At 63.4% G+C, this 15707-nt stretch carries 10 protein-coding genes; all 10 read left to right on the plus strand.

Going from position 1 to position 15707, the window contains the following annotated elements; translation table 11 throughout:
- Nucleotides 1-1313: 1313 nt before the first annotated feature.
- Entirely contained in the window at nt 1314-2513 is a 1200-nt protein-coding gene (locus MSG32_RS02380) for a polysaccharide export protein (protein WP_213114537.1), read from the plus strand.
- Nucleotides 2514-2586: 73 nt separating this feature from the next.
- Nucleotides 2587-4950 (plus strand): GNVR domain-containing protein, encoded by a 2364-nt coding sequence (locus MSG32_RS02385; RefSeq protein ID WP_248377310.1) that lies wholly within the window; start codon nt 2587-2589, stop codon nt 4948-4950.
- Nucleotides 4951-5148: 198 nt separating this feature from the next.
- On the plus strand, nt 5149-6444 hold the full coding sequence (locus MSG32_RS02390) for a sugar transferase (protein WP_052384635.1): 1296 nt from the start codon (nt 5149-5151) through the stop codon (nt 6442-6444).
- Between the two features lie 2 nt (nt 6445-6446).
- A complete protein-coding gene (locus MSG32_RS02395; RefSeq protein WP_131432419.1) occupies nt 6447-7514 on the plus strand; it encodes an EpsG family protein in 1068 nt (355 codons plus the stop codon).
- The gene (locus MSG32_RS02400) at nt 7511-8902 is read left to right on the plus strand and encodes a hypothetical protein (protein ID WP_248377312.1); all 1392 of its coding nucleotides are present in this window, start codon (nt 7511-7513) and stop codon (nt 8900-8902) included. Before MSG32_RS02395 ends, MSG32_RS02400 begins: the two co-directional genes overlap by 4 nt.
- A gap of 151 nt (nt 8903-9053) precedes the next feature.
- A complete protein-coding gene (locus MSG32_RS02405) occupies nt 9054-10547 on the plus strand; it encodes a polysaccharide pyruvyl transferase family protein (RefSeq protein ID WP_248377314.1) in 1494 nt (497 codons plus the stop codon).
- 1 nt (nt 10548) lies between these two features.
- Nucleotides 10549-11823 carry a glycosyltransferase gene (locus MSG32_RS02410; protein ID WP_248377316.1) on the plus strand — a complete coding sequence of 425 codons (1275 nt, stop codon included), beginning with the start codon at nt 10549-10551 and terminating at the stop codon, nt 11821-11823.
- A complete protein-coding gene (locus MSG32_RS02415) occupies nt 11816-12571 on the plus strand; it encodes a glycosyltransferase family 2 protein (RefSeq protein ID WP_043334128.1) in 756 nt (251 codons plus the stop codon). The genes MSG32_RS02410 and MSG32_RS02415 overlap by 8 nt, the downstream gene beginning before the upstream one ends.
- The gene (locus tag MSG32_RS02420; RefSeq protein ID WP_248377318.1) at nt 12555-13505 is read left to right on the plus strand and encodes a glycosyltransferase family A protein; all 951 of its coding nucleotides are present in this window, start codon (nt 12555-12557) and stop codon (nt 13503-13505) included. The genes MSG32_RS02415 and MSG32_RS02420 overlap by 17 nt, the downstream gene beginning before the upstream one ends.
- A 682-nt stretch (nt 13506-14187) precedes the next feature.
- Nucleotides 14188-15534, plus strand: a complete 1347-nt coding sequence (locus MSG32_RS02425) for a UDP-glucose/GDP-mannose dehydrogenase family protein (RefSeq protein ID WP_248377320.1) — start codon at nt 14188-14190, stop codon at nt 15532-15534.
- The last annotated feature ends 173 nt before the right edge of the window (nt 15535-15707 follow it).

The following is a 15707-nucleotide window of genomic DNA, read 5'->3' on the forward strand; positions in this document are numbered from 1 at the left end:
TGCTGCTGAAGATATCGATAGAGGAGAAGAGCGCCGTCCCTGACACCATCCTTGGCATCCTCCGTGGCGCGACCTCGTCCTGAGGTGTTCCTGTCATGACCGTATTCCCTGGTCATGCGCTTGCCGAAATTCATCGTTGCGCCTTGCTGTCTGCGCCTGACAGCCCTGTCAGGTGTCAGCCGCTGAGCGGTTGATGCAGGAAGTCCTTCTCCGCACAGACACAAAGCCGATGAGTCGTGGCAAAGCGAGGCTCATGTTAACGAGAATATGTGAACTGTCTAGCGTGAAGCCTTGCGTATTATTCGCGTTGATCGCTTGAGGATTATTTATGTAAAAAAGAGTAATTGGGGTGTGGATGATTGGCGACGTGGCTGTCGATGTTCCACCGGGCGCTACGCCAGACGGGGTCCGCGTGGCGACTGGAATCCTGCGCTTGAGTGTGTCGCATTGCCGACGAAATGGGGTTTGAGGTGTCTGCCATCGGCAACGCGTCTTTCGTGGAAGTGGCGACATCGAGCGTACTTGCGGTGCTACAAACCAATGTTTTTATTGGATTTTTGTAACAGAGCACTGATTGGCGGGAGGCGTGTATCAGGTAAAATGCACGGCAGACAGGGTTTGGTCACCTTGCCAAAAACGCCACGAATGGCGTGATCCAATGCACGGCGATGCCACGGCATTGGTATTACTGATTCAGCGGCAGATCCTCTGGCAGCTCCATGGGTCGTGGGCTGTGGTCGAAAGAGGTGTGCCGCATTTCGGTAAAAAAACTACAGAAAGTTTGCTCTGCAAGGGCGCTTAAGATATTGCCCAAATGACAGCAAGAGTGGCATGAAGGCCGCCATGCAGAGAGTGGTGTCAGAGCCGCAAGTGGAAAGCACATTGAATGCACCTTCCGTCTGAGCATCGTCGGTTGCGGTTCAGGGTCCTGTTCTGAGTATCTTGAACGATACGCCTACATTCTGACTGGGGATGACGGCGGGATATGACAAGCCATGTGCATGATTCATATGGCGGAAATATCGCTGTAAGCGTTGCGGCTCACACTGGCGCAGCGTGAATGAGGTCGTAGCAGCCAGTCGCAAAACGTCAGTCGCAAGACGCCGAGACCGCCAGGGTCCGGTACCTAAATGCACGAGGGCCCACCCTCGGCAGCCGCGTGACAGCCAGGCAAGGCCGGCGACACGCATGACGCAGCAGGAACTGAAGACGTTATCGAATCCATCCCGGCGGCCATGTGCGGCGGGGGAAGGCGCGATGATCATGGCACTGGGGTGCCGGGTCATCGGGCCTGTCGACTCAACGGACTTCAGATGAAAAATGCACTGATAGCACGACTTCTGGGCGCCAGCTTGAGCATCGGCGCCCTCACCGGGCTCGCCGGGTGCGTCTTCGCCCCCGGTGGCAACATCGACTACGACACCAGCGCTGCGCCGGTGGACGACATCGTCGATGTGGAACCGATCACCTTTGGCCTGATCAAGGCCCAGGCGCGCGCAGACGCCGAATCACGCCAGTCCAGTGGCGATGACAGGCAGCGTCGTGAGCTTGAAAAGGCGCTGGCCCAGGAGCTCAACAGCAGCACGCGCGCCAGCCTGGCACCGGACTATCAGTACCGTGTCGGCCCCGGCGACATCCTGACCATCATCGTCTATGACCATCCCGAGCTGACCTTGCCGACGGGTTCCGAGCGCAGTGCGCAGGAAGCCGGCAACGTCGTGCACGCCGATGGCACGCTGTTCTATCCCTATGTCGGTCGCGTCAAGGTCAGTGGCATGACGCTGGACCAGATTCGCCGTGATCTCGGCGAGAAGCTGCAGCCCTACCTGAATGCGCCGCAGATCGACGTCAAGGTCGCCGCCTTCCGCAGCCAGAAGGTGCGGATCACCGGCGAGGTCCAGTCTCCCGGCGTGCAACCGATCAGCGATGTGCCGCTGAGCCTGCTGGACGCCATCGCGGCGGCGGGCGGTCTGTCCGAAGACGCCGATTGGCACAACGTGGTACTCAAGCGCAATGGCGAAGAGACCACCATCTCCCTCTATGAGCTGCTGGCCGAGCGCAATGGCGCCAACGATGAGGCGGGCAATGACCGCCTGCTCAAGGATGGCGACACCCTCTACGTGCCGGACGTCGGTACCCAGAAGGTGTTCGTGATGGGCGAGGTGGACAAGTCCATCAGCCTGCCGCTGGGCAGAAGCCCGATCTCGCTGACCGATGCCATCGCGCGTGCCGGCGGCATCAAGGAAAACTCCGCCGATGCGTCGGGCATCTTCGTCATCCGTCGTGATCGTGAAGACCCCGAGAAGCTGGCCACCGTCTATCAGCTGGATGCGCGCAATTCCACGGCGCTGATTCTGGGCGCGGACTTCGGCCTCAAGCCGCAGGACGTCGTCTATGTCACCGCCGCACCGGTCTCGCGCTGGAACCGTGTGATCACCCAGCTGCTGCCGACGGTGAGTTCCATCTACTACAGCACCGAAATCCAGGACAACCTCGATACCCTCGGCCAGTAAGGCGAGGGGTCGTCAAGGCGTCCCTGCCCGGCACCGCCGTGGCCGGGCAGGACACCAGGAGAGTGACCCAACGATGTCGAACCGCAATTCCCACACCACGCGTCAGGCCTCGGCCAGCGAGTCGTCAAGCGTGCCCGCGCGCACTAGTCTTGATCTCGGCCGCATGCTGGGCCAGCTGTATGACAGCCGTCTGACGCTGGCGCTGATCACCGGCACCTTCACCGTGCTGGCGGTGCTCTACGCGCTGCTGGCCACTCCGATCTACAAGGCCGATGCGCTGGTGCAGGTCGAGGAGGGCGGCGGCAACATGAACCCGCTGCGTGATGTCTCCAGCCTGCTGCGTGGCGAGGCGCCGCCGTCCGAGTCCGAGATCCAGATCATCACCTCACGCCTGGTGCTGGGTGAGACGGTCAAGAAGGAGCAGCTGGATCTGGTGGTCAAGCCGTATCAGTACCCGCTGATCGGCACCTTCCTGCGCACCCACGAATTCGCGCGTCCGAGCTGGCTTGCCGGTTCCAGCATGGTCTGGGCCGGCGAGTCGATCGACGTGGCCAGCCTGGAAGTGCCGGCGGCCTGGGACGATGTGCCGCTGACGCTGGTGTCGCTGGGAGAGGGCGGTGAGTACGAATTGCAGTACGACGGCGATGCGCTGGGCACCGGTGTGGTCGGCGAAGCCTCACGCTTCGATGGCCCGCTGGGCGAGGTGACGCTCAAGGTCAGCGCACTGGACGCGGCCAGGGGCGCTGAATTCACGCTGATGCATCAGTCGACCCTGGAAGCGACCAACGCGCTGCGTTCGCGCTTCGCGGTGGCCGAGATGGGCAAGGAAACCGGTGTACTGGGCCTGGCGCTGGTCGGCGAAGACCCGCTGCGTACCCAGCAGACCCTGCAGCGCATCACCGATACCTACCAGCAGCAGAACATCGAGCGTCAGTCCGCCGAAGCCGAGAAGTCGCTCGAGTTTCTCAAGAAGCAGGTGCCGACGGTGCGTGAGCGCCTCGAAGTGGCCGAGAACCGTCTCAATGCCTATCGCGGCAAGAGCGATAGCGTGAATCTGGATCTCGAGACCAAGTCGGTGCTTGAGCAGCTGGTCAATATCGACAATCAGATCAACGAGACCCAGCTGGAAGAAGCGGAGCTGTCCGGCAAGTTCAATCCCAGTCACCCCAACTACGTGGCGCTGCGCAAGAAGCGTGCAGACCTGCAGCGCACCCGCAAGGAGCTGGAGAAGCAGGTCGGTGACTTGCCGGACACCCAGCAGGAAATCCTGCGTCTGGAGCGTGAAGTCGAGGTCAATCAGCAGATCTACGTGCAGCTGCTCAACAAGACCCAGGAAATGAACATCGCCCAGGCCAGCACCATCGGCAATATCCGCATTCTGGACGAGGCCGTCGCACAGCCGCATCCGATCAGCCCGCGCAAGGCGATGATCGTGGTGATCGCGACCCTGCTGGGCGGCATGCTCGGAGTGGTCTTCGTGCTGCTGCGCTCCATGCTGCATCGCGGTATCGAGACGCCGTCGGAGCTGTCCGACCTGGGTCTCAATGTCCACGCGACCCTGCCGCTCTCCGAAGAACAGGCACGCCTCAACCGTCGTCTGGCGCGTGGCTTCAAGCGCTTCACCGGGCGTGGTGTCGCCGCAGCGGCCAATGACAATGTCGCGCCGGGTCTGCTGGCGATCCGCAATCCGGCGGATCTCTCCATCGAGGGTCTGCGCGGTCTGCGCACCAGCCTGCACTTCGCGATGATGGAAGCCCCCGACAATCGCCTGATGATCTGTGGCCCGAGCCCGGGCATCGGCAAGAGCTTCGTGTCCGCCAACCTGGCCGCCGTCTGTGCCCAGGCCGGCAATCGGGTGCTGGTCATCGATGCCGACATGCGCCGCGGCCATGTCCACCAGAGCATGGCGGGTGTCCAGCACAGCGACGCCGCGCCGGGCCTGAGCGACTTCCTGCTCGGCAAGGCCGACCGCGACAGCATCGTGCGTGGCATCACTGATCCGAGTCTGGCGATGTCCGAGACCGCCTCTGCGGCGCCTGGCGAAGGGGTGGCCGCCAATGGCGCGCCGAGCAACCTGTGCTACGTGGCGCGCGGCACCTCGCCCTCCAATCCGTCGGAGCTGCTGCTGCAGTCACGCTTCAGCGACCTGCTGACGTGGGCCAGCGCCAACTTCGACATGGTCATCGTCGATACACCGCCGATCCTGGCCGTCACCGATGCCGCCATCGTCGGCAAGCAGTGCGGTGTCAGCGTGATGGTGACGCGCTTCATGCATAACTCGCCCAAGGAAATCGAAGCGGCACTGGAGCGCTTCGCCTCCAGTGGCGTGCACGTCGATGGCGCGATTCTCAATGCCGTCGAGCGCAAGGCCACCACGACCTACAGCTACGGCTACAGCTATCACGATTATCAGTACCAGGGTGGCGCCAAGGGTTAGCGACCACTTGCATTAGAGCCCGCGAACCCGATGTCCGAGACTGCGTGCCTCGTTGGCAGTGGGGATCGGCAGTCGAGGCGAGAGCCGAGGCAGTACGGGTGAAGCATCGGGTAGCACGCCGTCGAGCGACGGCACCAGCGGCTCCGAGCGTGATGAACGGAACCACAACACGAACGCAAGCCAAGGGGGTAACGGCATATGAATACCACGACGAACCATGCAAGCTCCGGGCTGGAAGGGCGTCAGCGCCACTCCCGCATGTACGAGCGACTGATGTTCAACTCGCTGTGTCAGGCCATCGTCGGTCTGATTCTGGCAGTGGGTGTCCCGCTGCTGCTGATCAATGGCCTGCGCCCGTGGGTCAGCGAGATGCGCATGCACAGTGTCATCGCCGCCAGCGGCGGCTTCCTGCTCGCATTGCAGGCGATTCGTCACATGTCGCGCTACCCCGGCGCCAAGGCCTTCGCCTACGTGCTGCCGGCCATCACCATCAGCTATCTGCTGGCGATGAGCGTGCTGATCGCGCTGGATCTGCGCTTCAGCCGCATCGTGCTCGGCAGCTCCTGGCTGGCGGCGATGCTGATCTGCTCCATCGGCTTCTGGGCCGAGCAGCGCACCCGTATCCGCAAGCTGGCCGTGGTGCCCTTCGGTGACTATCGCAGCCTGTTCACCACCCGTGGGGCACGCTGGAACCTGATGCGCGCGCCGGATCTCGGCGAAGAGCGCTACAACGGCGTGGTCGCCGATCTGGAAGCCGACATGCCGGCAGAATGGCAGCGTTTCCTGGCCAACTGCGTGCTGCATCGCATCCCGGTCTATGACGCCAGCGAAGTCCGCGAGTCGCTGACCGGCCGTGTCGAGCTCGATCAGGTGCGTGAGAACAGCTTCGGTCAGCTGGCCCCCAACAGTGAATATGAGCTGTTCAAGCGCCTGTTCGACATGCTGGCCGTGCTCGCCGTGGCGCCGTTCGTGCTGCCGATCTGCCTGGTGACCGCCGTGCTGATCCGTCTCGATTCGCCGGGTGGCGTGTTCTTCGTCCAGGAACGTGTCGGCCAGGGCGGTCGTCCGTATCGCATGTTCAAGTTCCGCAGCATGTGCCATGACAGCGAGAAGACCGGCGCCCAGTTCGCCCAGGCCAATGACATGCGCGTGACCCGCATCGGTCGCGTGATCCGCAAGACCCGCATCGATGAGCTGCCGCAGTTCATCAACGTGCTCAAGGGCGAGATGAGCCTGATCGGCCCGCGTCCGGAGCAGGTCAAGTTCGTGAATGAATTCGCCGAACAGATTCCGTTCTACAACTACCGTCACGTGGTGCGTCCGGGCATCACCGGCTGGGCGCAGGTCACTCAGGGCTATGCCTCTGACGCCGACGAGACCCGCGAGAAGCTCGAGCACGACTTCTACTACATCAAGCGCTTCTCCGTGTGGCTCGACCTGCTGATCGTCGGCCGTACCATCAAGACCATGCTGACCGGCTTCGGGGCACGCTGAGCATGCTGACCGTCAGTGGCTATTACGTCGGCTTCATGGCCCTGCTGGTGGCAATCCTGCCGCTGGCCGCCAACGAGCGCACCCGCATGGTGGGTGCCTGGTTGGCCGGTGGGTTGTGTCTGGCGTTCATGGCATTGCGTTACGACGCAGGGTACGACTACTTCTCGTACCGCCAGATGGCCACCTGGCAGGTCGACCTGAGCTTTCTCGAGCCCGCACCTGCTGCCCTGGCACGCATGGCGCGGGCCTGGGGCGAGCCGCAGCTGTTCTTCATCATCACCGCCATCCTCTACGTGTCGTGCTTCGTCTCGGCACTGGTGATGAGCCGTCGCAATCTGGCCTGGTGCCTGCTGTTCTTCGTCTGCCTGCCGCTGATCTATCTGTCGGCCTTCGGGTTCGTGAAGCAGCACGTGGCGATTGCGCTGTTCATGCTGGCGATGGCGTGTCTGGAGCGTGGCATGCGGCTGCCCGCGCTGGTGCTGATGCTTGTCGGCACCAGCTTCCACTACACCCTGGCACTGTATCTGCCCCTGCTGGTGATCTATCCGCTGCTGCGTCGTGCCTACCCGTTCTGGCTCTACCTGGGGCTGCTGCCACTGTGTTTCGTGGCCGGGCCGCTGGCCAAGAGCATTCTCAGTGCGCTGGGCCTCTATGCGCATTATTTCGAGGATTTCTCCGGCGGTGGCGAGAAGCTCTACGTCATCTACCTGTTGATCTGCCTGGGCACTCTGGTGATGTGGAAGCATTTCCGCCTGTCACTGGACCCCTGGGCCTTCAACCTGATGTTCATCGGCGTGGCGCTCTACACCCTGTTCATCACCTACGGTGAGCATGTGGCACGTGCCAGCTATTATTTCCTGCCGTTCGCCATCTTCGTCATCTGTGACGTGATCGAGCATTTCCGCGACAAGCTGTTGCCCAGCCTGATCAGCGGCGTGCTGATGATGGCGCTGTTCTTCATGTCGCTGAAGGTGGCGGCCGGCAATCAGGACCACGATTTCTTGAACAACTACGAGTTCTATTTCCTCAGCGATGAAGCCCTGGTCGTCGGCAACGGAGGCCAGTCATGAGCGAAGCGCTGATCTTCTCGCTGTTCAATCTGATGGCGCGCGGCCTGTCCTCCGCCGCGGGCCTGCTGCTGGCGCGTGCCGTGGCGCCGGAGGCCTTCGGTGAATACGCGCTGGCCCTCAACTACGCGGTACTGCTGGGCGTACTGGCGCGCATGGGCGGCAACGAGGTGTTGCTGGTCACCCGCGACGGTGCCAGCGCGTCGGCACTGCGCCGCTGGATGGGCGTCGGCATCTCGCTGTATGCCTTGCTGGCGATCGGCTTCGCCGTCGGCATCGCGCCGCTGCTGGGCCTGTCGGCCTTCATCTTCGCCTTCTGTGCGCTGCGCGCCGCGGCGGAGCAGGTCGGCCTGCAGATGATCAACTCGCGCCTGCAGCGTCAGGAGCGCCTGGGGCGCGTCAATCTGATGACGGTGCTGATCTCGCTGGCGGTGGCGATCGCGGTCGCCTGCGCCGCGGGGCCGGCGCTCTATCATCAGGGCGTCGAGCTTGTCACCGGCGCCGAGTTCAGCGCTGACCTGACCACCCCCGCCGGCATGTTCGGCCTGGCGCCGGTGCCGACCTTCGTGATGGTCAGCGCCATCGCGCTGGTCATCGTGATGGCGCTGGGCATGTGGCTGTCGCGTGATGCGCTAGCGGATGCCCGGGCCGAGGCCGACGCGGCGGCGGGCCATGAGGGCGCGGACCAAGAGGGCGCGGGCCAGCGTCGCCTGCCGAGCAAGGCGGATTTCGCGCGCGGTCGCGGCTTTCTCTACAACAACCTGATGTCGTTCGCCTACCTGCAGGCCTGGGTGATTCTGGCCGGGCTGGCGTTTGCGCCCGCTCAGGTGGCCAGTGTCTCGGTGGTGACCTCCATCGTGTTCGCGCTCTATGTGTTCCCCACCAGCCTGTATCGCTACTACCTGCCCAAGCTGACCCACGGCGATGCGCGCCTCAAGGAGTACCTGGTCATCGCCAGTGGCTTCGCGCTGCCGGTGGCGGGAGGACTGGCGCTGATCGCGCCGTGGCTGGCGGAACACTTCCTGAGCGGCGCCTACCCGCGCCTGACCCTGACGCTGCGCGCCTTCGCGCTGGTCTATCTGGTGCACGCCTTCGTCACCTGCGCCTTCACGCGTCTGGCCGCGCTGCGCCTCAACGGCAAGCGCCTGCTGTGCCAGAGCACCGGCGCCACCCTGGTGGTCGGCGGGGGCCTTGCGATCGCGGCGCTCAATCACTCGCTGGGCAACGCGTCCGGCGACACCGGCAGCCTTCTGGGCGTCGATCTCTACAGCCTCTTCCTGTGTGTGCCGGTCGCCGCCGAAGTGGTGATGCTGGCGATGGCGATCCTCTTTCAGCCATCACTCTCCCGTGGCGGCAAGGCACACGAAGACAACGCTGCGGCGAGTGCCTGAGCCTGACCGGGCTTCACGAGCGCAGCAGGAATCGGAAGGTCAGCATCTGCGCTTTCCGGTTGATGACATGACGGCGATGCCGGGCATGCAGACACAGCCCTCAGGCATCGCGCGTTCGAATCGCGACATTACGGACAGAAGGACGAACAGCATGGCCAAGATATGCATGACGCACGGATGGCATGACGACAACAAGGGCGACTCCGCCATCCTGATGGGCACCATCGACTTCCTCGATCAGCTGATCGATGCCGAACAGGGTCGCAGCGATGTCTCCGGTGCCGGTGTGGCCAAGGCCGAAGGCCACCGCATCGACATCCTGCCCATCGATGATCAGGTGTTCGCCACCGAGCGCGGCCCGTTCCGCCATATTCGTCGCCGCTACCGTGAACGCGTCACCGTCGGCCAGCCGCTGATGCCGCCGATGCGTGACAAGCTGCGCTTCGTGACCTCGCTGCTGGGCCTGGGCGCCAAGATGATGTTCGGCAAGCAGGGCAAGAGTGGCAACGACATCATCGACGCCGCGGACCTGGTGGTCGTCAAGGGCGGTCATATCTTCCACAACGGCAGCTTCAAGAAGACGCTGTCCTCGTGGCTGGCGCTGATCGGCTATCTGGCGCCGGTGATGCTGGCCCGCAAGGCCGGCAAGCGCGTCTTGCTGCTGGGTCACTCCTTCGGCCCGTTCAAGACCCCGGCCCAGGAGCGCTTCTTCCTGCGCACCCTGAGCGATTGCCTGGTGGTCTCGCGTGAGGAAATCACCCACGCCATGACCCAGAAGGCCGACCCGAAGCTGCCGCACGCGCTGCTGGGCACCGACATGGCCTTCGCCATGGCACCGCGCGCCAGTGACGAGCATGCCGCGGTCAAGGCGCCGAATGGCGTGGCCTCGCCGTATGCCGTGATCACCCTGCGCGACTGGTGGGGCCTGGATCAGCAAGCCTTCGCCGAGCGTGTCGAGGTGCTGTCGCGCTCACTGCTGGAATCCCGCGAGCGTCTGGGCATCGAGCGCCTGCTGGTGGTGCCGCACGTGCTGGGCCCGACCGATATCGAGAATGACCAGCGCATCTCCCAGCTGGTGTTCGATCATCTGCAGAAGGCATTGGCCACGGCGGGCGGTGAAGACCTCGCCACGCGTATCGAGCTGGTACAGGGCGATCCGAGCCCTGACGCGCTGGTCGATCTCTACCGCGATGCCCAGTTCCTGGTCGGCACCCGCTTCCACTCGGTCATCTTCGCGCTGATGTCCGGCACGCCGGTCTACGCGCTGTCCTACTGCGGGCCCAAGGCGCCGGGCATCATGCGTGACTTCGGTCTCGGCGACAGCGTGCAGGACATCGAGAACTTCGACCCGGCGCGCATCGTGGCCGATATCGAACAGCTGGTCGCCGACAAGGCCTTCCCGGCGCTGGCCGAGAAGGTCATCGCCGAGAAGCTGGCGATCACCGCCGACATCACGCGTGACTTCCTGCGTCGCGCACCGGGACGTGCCGGCGTCTGGGGCCAGCGTGAATTGAAGCTCAATGACGCTGCCTTCCCGGCACCGGTGGTGCCCAGGCCAGCTGCTGCCATGGCCACGGATGCGCCTGCCGGCGACAACAGCGCGACTGCCGCTCATGACAGCGAGCCTGTCGTGCGAGGAGCCTGATATGGCACATGTCGCTCTGTTGATTCAGGACATCAGTGCCTGTGGTGGCGTCGAGAAGGTGATGCATGGTCTGGCGCGGGATCTGAACGCCAGCCACCGGGTCACGCTGGTCTCGGTGCGCGAAGGCGAGCCCTACTGGGGGCGTCTGGAGGGTGTCGAATATCGCACCCTCGGGCTGCCGGCCACCGGCACGCGCCAGAACTTCCGCCATTGGGTGACGCACCTGCGTCGCCTGATGCTGGAGGAGCGGATCGAGGTGATGGTCAGTGGCTACTTCGCCTTCCATCTGGCGGCGCAGCTGGCGGCGCGCGGTACCGGTGGCGTCGATGGCGAGGGGCGCCCGCGTCCGCGCACGCGCATCATCGCCCAGGAGCACAGCGCCTATCATCACGACCGCCGTGCCAAGCGCATCGTCAAGCAGCTGGCCTATCGCCACCTCGACGTGCTGCAGGTGCTCAATGAGGTCGATGCCGAATGCTGGCGTCGCCGCGGCCTCACGCCGACGGTGATTCCCAATTATCTGGATGACCAGCAGGCGGACGAGGCACGCAGCGGCTGCGAGCATCAGGTCGATGTGGTGATGGTCGGGCGTCTGGCGCCGATCAAGCGCCTCGATCTGGCGATTCGTGCCTTCGCGGATTCCGGCTATCGTCGCGGTCGCCTGGTGGTGGTCGGTGACGGCCCGGAGCGTGAACGCCTGCTGGCACTGTGCAACGAGCTGGGCCTGCGCGTCTTCCAGGGCGCCAACGACAGCACGGTGCCTGCCGGCACTCAGGTGCTGTTCACCGGCGCGCTCAGGGATGTCTCCCACGAGCTGCGGCGTGCACGCCTGTTGCTGCTGACCTCGGAGCGCGAATGCCTGCCGATGAACGTGATCGAGGCCAAGCGTGAAGGGCTGCCGTGCCTGTCGCGCCCGGTGCGCTCAGGCCCGCTGGCGCTGATCGAGCATGGCCGCGACGGGATGCTCAGCGCGGAACCGGATGGCAGTGAAGATGCCGCCATCATCGCCGAGCTTGCCCACGAGCTGGCGCGCCTCGAGTTCGATGATGAGCTTCTGCTGCGCCTCTCAAGCGGTGCATGGCAGAGCTTTGACCGCTACAGCGCGCACGCGGTGTTGCCGCAATATCAGCGTCTGATCTCGCGTCTCGCGCCGCCGATGCCCGGCGATGCGGCGACTACCGGGCAGGCGCGTCAGGACTCATCCGCAGACACGCGCCCGGACACACACTCGCGTCGCGTTCAGCGACAGCCGCTTGAGGAGAAGGCCCATGGCTGATGTCTCCGTCATCATGCCCAACTACGGCTATGACCGCCGCCTGCACGCCGCCGTCGACTCGGTACTGGCCCAGAGCGAGCCGGTACGCGAGATCCTGATCAGCGACGATGCCTCACCGGATGGTGCCGCCAGTCGTCTGCGTGACGACTTCGCGGCGCTGGACACCGCTGGCGTCGAGATCCGCGTGCTGGAAACCGACACCAACGGCGGCCCGGGCCGGGCTCGCAACCGTGCCATCGCCGAGGCCAAGGGCCGCTACATCGCCTTTCTGGATGCCGACGATGCCTGGCTGCCCGAGAAGATCGAACGTCAGATCGCCTTCATGCAGGACACCGGCGCCGGGCTCTCCTACACCGGCTACGAGATGGTCGATGAGCAGGGCGAGCACGTCTCGTACTTCGCACCGCCCGAGCGCCTGACGCGTGACGACATGCTGCGCTCCAACTCCATCGGCTGCCTGACCGCCATCTATGACGCCGGTCGCTACGGGCGCTTCTACATGCCGACGATCCGCAAGCGTCAGGACCTGGCGCTGTGGCTGATCATCATCGGTCAGCTGGGCCCGGCGCAGGGCATGCCGGAACCGCTGGCGCGCTATACGCGTCGCGAAAGCAGCGTGTCGTCCAACAAGTTCAAGGCCGCCGCCTATCAGTGGCGTCTGTATCGTGAGGTGCTGGGGATGGATGTGATCAGCGCCAGTCGCAACTTTGTCCATTACGCGGTGAACGGTTATGCAAAACATCGTTGAACAGGATGTCGCGGCGTCCGCGACACCTTCCACCGAGTCCACGGCGGCTTCCCGCCATGCCGATGCAAGCGCGCAGCCGACCCTCGACTCGCGCCCGCGCGTGCTGGTCGGGGCACGCCAGGTGGATGACAGCGCGCGTCGCCAGGTGCCGGAGCTGACCTTCCTGATCTCGACCCTGGATGACGGCCTCTACAGCGTGCCGCGTCATGATGCGCTGCCCGGGGCGCGCTTTTTGATCGTGCATCAACTGTCAGACCCCGCGCGCCGCGAGCAATACCGCGAGTACGCGCTGGCCAATTTCGATAGCCGTTTCGAGTACCTGGCGATCGACGGGCGGGGTCTGTCGAAGAGTCGCAACACGGCGCTGGCCGCCTGTGGCACGCGCTACGCCTATGTGCTGGATGACGATATCGAACTGCATCCCCAGGCCGTCGCGCTGGTGATGGAAGCCTTCACCTGCACCGAAGCGGCCGCGATCAGCTTTCCCCACGTCAAGGCCTTCCCGCTGCATGAGCGAGACCCGGATCGGCCCGCGCCACCGGTGTCCTTCAAGACCCACAGCCTGATGTCACTGGCGCGCGTGCGCTCGGTCGACATGGCGCTGGATCTCTGCCAGTTCCATGCACGCTTCGATGAGCAGTTCGGCCTGGGCACCGATCAGCCCTCCGGCGAGGAGTTCATCGTGCTGAGCGATGCGCGTCGTCAGGGCGCGCGTCTGATGCGTGCCAATCTGGGCATCGTTGCCCATGCGGGGGTCACCTCCGGCAGCGATTTCTACAGCACGCCGGCCAAGGCGCGTACCAAGGGGCGCATGTTTGCCCGTGCCACCGGCAGTCGTTTCTCGCCGTTGTCATTGGCCTTTTTCCTGCGCAAGGCGCCGGTCGCCATGAAGCATGGCCATCTGGCGACCTTCGCGAAGCATTACTTTCGCTGATGGCTGCCGCGCCGCTGATGGCTCTCATTGACTGATGGCTCTGATTTGATGACGACTCTAGCGCGAAGGCATGGCCATCCATGAGATGGCCATTGCCGCCCGGGTAGTCAATTGATCAAGCGGCATATCAGGGAAGTTGCGACAGGCAGGGTCAGAAAGATAAGTCACAAGTTATATAGGGTCATGTTTTGGATCATATTGCGCCCGACAGGATGACTTTTCACGAAGTTGCTTTATAACAGAGCCACACTTCGGGCAGTGATGATTGCCCGTCACTGACTCAAGCGGCGCGTCTTTTCCCTGCGAGCTACCTGCAGTCTACCTGCAATCACCTGCGAGCCTTCTGGCCCGTGGGTTGGGTAACCTCGCGCCGCTGTCACGAAATATCGCTGTTCAATGGGGGGGGATCCTCTTGCACAGGACATTGTCGGCATTTCATTTTCGGCCAATGAAGGCGGGAAATTCCGCCTGCGAAGACATCTCTTGAGAGAGACCCGAGGGAAACCCGAGGGAGTCATGAGGGAGTCATGAGGGAACAGAACTTTACGGCGAAATGCCATGGAGTCCACCTCGATTGCCGCTGAAAAGCCGTCAGGTGTGCACGAGATTCTGCCGCCATTGCCTCGTTTCACTTTGAGTATCACGACACGATCTGGCGACAAGGCCAGCAAGGATGACATCAATGAAGATCACGATTTTTGGAAGCGGTTATGTCGGTCTGGTCACGGGTACCTGCCTGGCCGACGTCGGCCACGACGTAGTGTGCATGGATGTGGACGCCGCCAAGATCGAGGGTCTCAAGCAGGGCGAGATTCCCATCTATGAGCCGGGCCTTGAAGGCATGTTGCTGCGCAACGTGGAAGCCGGTCGCCTGAGCTTCACCACCGACGCGCGTGAAGCCGTCGAGCATGGCGTGCTGCAGTTCATCGCCGTGGGCACGCCGCCGGATGAAGACGGCAGCGCCGACCTCAAGTACGTGCTGTCCGTCGCCACCACCATCGGCGAGCACATGAATGACTACAAGGTCATCATCGACAAGTCCACCGTGCCGGTGGGCACGGCGGACCGTGTCAAGGCGCGGGTCAAGGACGTGCTCAAGGACCGTGGTGCAAGCGTCGATTTCGATGTCTGCTCCAACCCGGAATTCCTCAAGGAAGGCGCGGCGCTGGACGACTTCACGCGTGGCGCGCGCATCGTGGTCGGCACCGATTCCGAAGCGGTGCGTGAGCGTATGCGCGAATGCTACGCCCCCTACAACCGCAACCATGAAAAGCTGATGTTCATGGATGTGCGCGCCGCCGAGCTGACCAAGTATGCCGCCAACGCCATGCTGGCCACCAAGATCAGCTTCATGAACGAGATATCCAACCTGGCCGAGCGCCTGGGTGCGGACATCGAGGAAGTGCGTCGCGGCATCGGCAGTGATCCGCGTATCGGCTACCACTTCATCTATCCGGGCTGTGGCTATGGTGGCTCCTGCTTCCCGAAGGATGTCCAGGCACTGGCACGTACTGCCAGCCAGATCGGCTATGAAGCCGAGCTGCTGACCGCCGTGGAATCTGTCAACAAGCGCCAGAAAGTCACCCTGTTCGACAAGCTGTCACGCGCCTTCGATGGCGACCTCAAGGGCAAGACCATCGCCGTCTGGGGTCTGGCCTTCAAGCCCAACACCGATGACATGCGCGATGCGCCGAGCCGCACGCTGATGGAAGCGCTGTGGGCCGCTGGCGCGACCGTGCAGGCCTATGACCCGGAAGCGATGAAGGAATGCCGCCGCATCTACGGCGAGCGCGATGAGCTGGTACTGGTCGCGGACCGTCAGCAGGCGGTCAAGGGCGCCGATGCGCTGGTGATCTGCACCGAGTGGAAGGAATTCCGCACCCTGGATGGCCAGTGGCTGAAGTCCCAGCTCGGCTTCCCGGTGGTGGTCGATGGCCGCAACCTGTTCGAGCCCACCGCCATGAAGGCCGCTGGCCTGATGTACTACGCGGTCGGCCGCGGTGACACCCTGCTGCTGAATCAGGCTTGAGCTTGCGGCTTGGCATCACTGTCCGGGCGTCAGTGCTCAAACGTCAGTGCTCAAGCGTCAGTGCTCAGACATCAAGGCTCAAGCAGGCATTGAACGTCGCTGAAAGATTCAGCACGCGTACCTGATCTGCGTACGCACTCCCTGAAAGACATCCATTCAGTCGTGCCACGCTC

It is taken from the genome of Cobetia sp. 1CM21F, assembly GCF_023161745.1.
Lineage (GTDB): Bacteria > Pseudomonadota > Gammaproteobacteria > Pseudomonadales > Halomonadaceae > Cobetia > Cobetia amphilecti.

Coding starts and splice junctions, on each gene's coding strand:
- MSG32_RS02380 (WP_213114537.1), top strand. CDS start 1,314: ATGAAAAATGCACTGATAGCACGACTTCTGGGCGCCAGCTTGAGCATC.
- MSG32_RS02400 (WP_248377312.1), top strand. CDS start 7,511: ATGAGCGAAGCGCTGATCTTCTCGCTGTTCAATCTGATGGCGCGCGGC.
- MSG32_RS02390 (WP_052384635.1), top strand. CDS start 5,149: ATGAATACCACGACGAACCATGCAAGCTCCGGGCTGGAAGGGCGTCAG.
- MSG32_RS02395 (WP_131432419.1), top strand. CDS start 6,447: ATGCTGACCGTCAGTGGCTATTACGTCGGCTTCATGGCCCTGCTGGTG.
- MSG32_RS02425 (WP_248377320.1), top strand. CDS start 14,188: ATGAAGATCACGATTTTTGGAAGCGGTTATGTCGGTCTGGTCACGGGT.
- MSG32_RS02410 (WP_248377316.1), top strand. CDS start 10,549: ATGGCACATGTCGCTCTGTTGATTCAGGACATCAGTGCCTGTGGTGGC.
- MSG32_RS02420 (WP_248377318.1), top strand. CDS start 12,555: ATGCAAAACATCGTTGAACAGGATGTCGCGGCGTCCGCGACACCTTCC.
- MSG32_RS02385 (WP_248377310.1), top strand. CDS start 2,587: ATGTCGAACCGCAATTCCCACACCACGCGTCAGGCCTCGGCCAGCGAG.
- MSG32_RS02415 (WP_043334128.1), top strand. CDS start 11,816: ATGGCTGATGTCTCCGTCATCATGCCCAACTACGGCTATGACCGCCGC.
- MSG32_RS02405 (WP_248377314.1), top strand. CDS start 9,054: ATGGCCAAGATATGCATGACGCACGGATGGCATGACGACAACAAGGGC.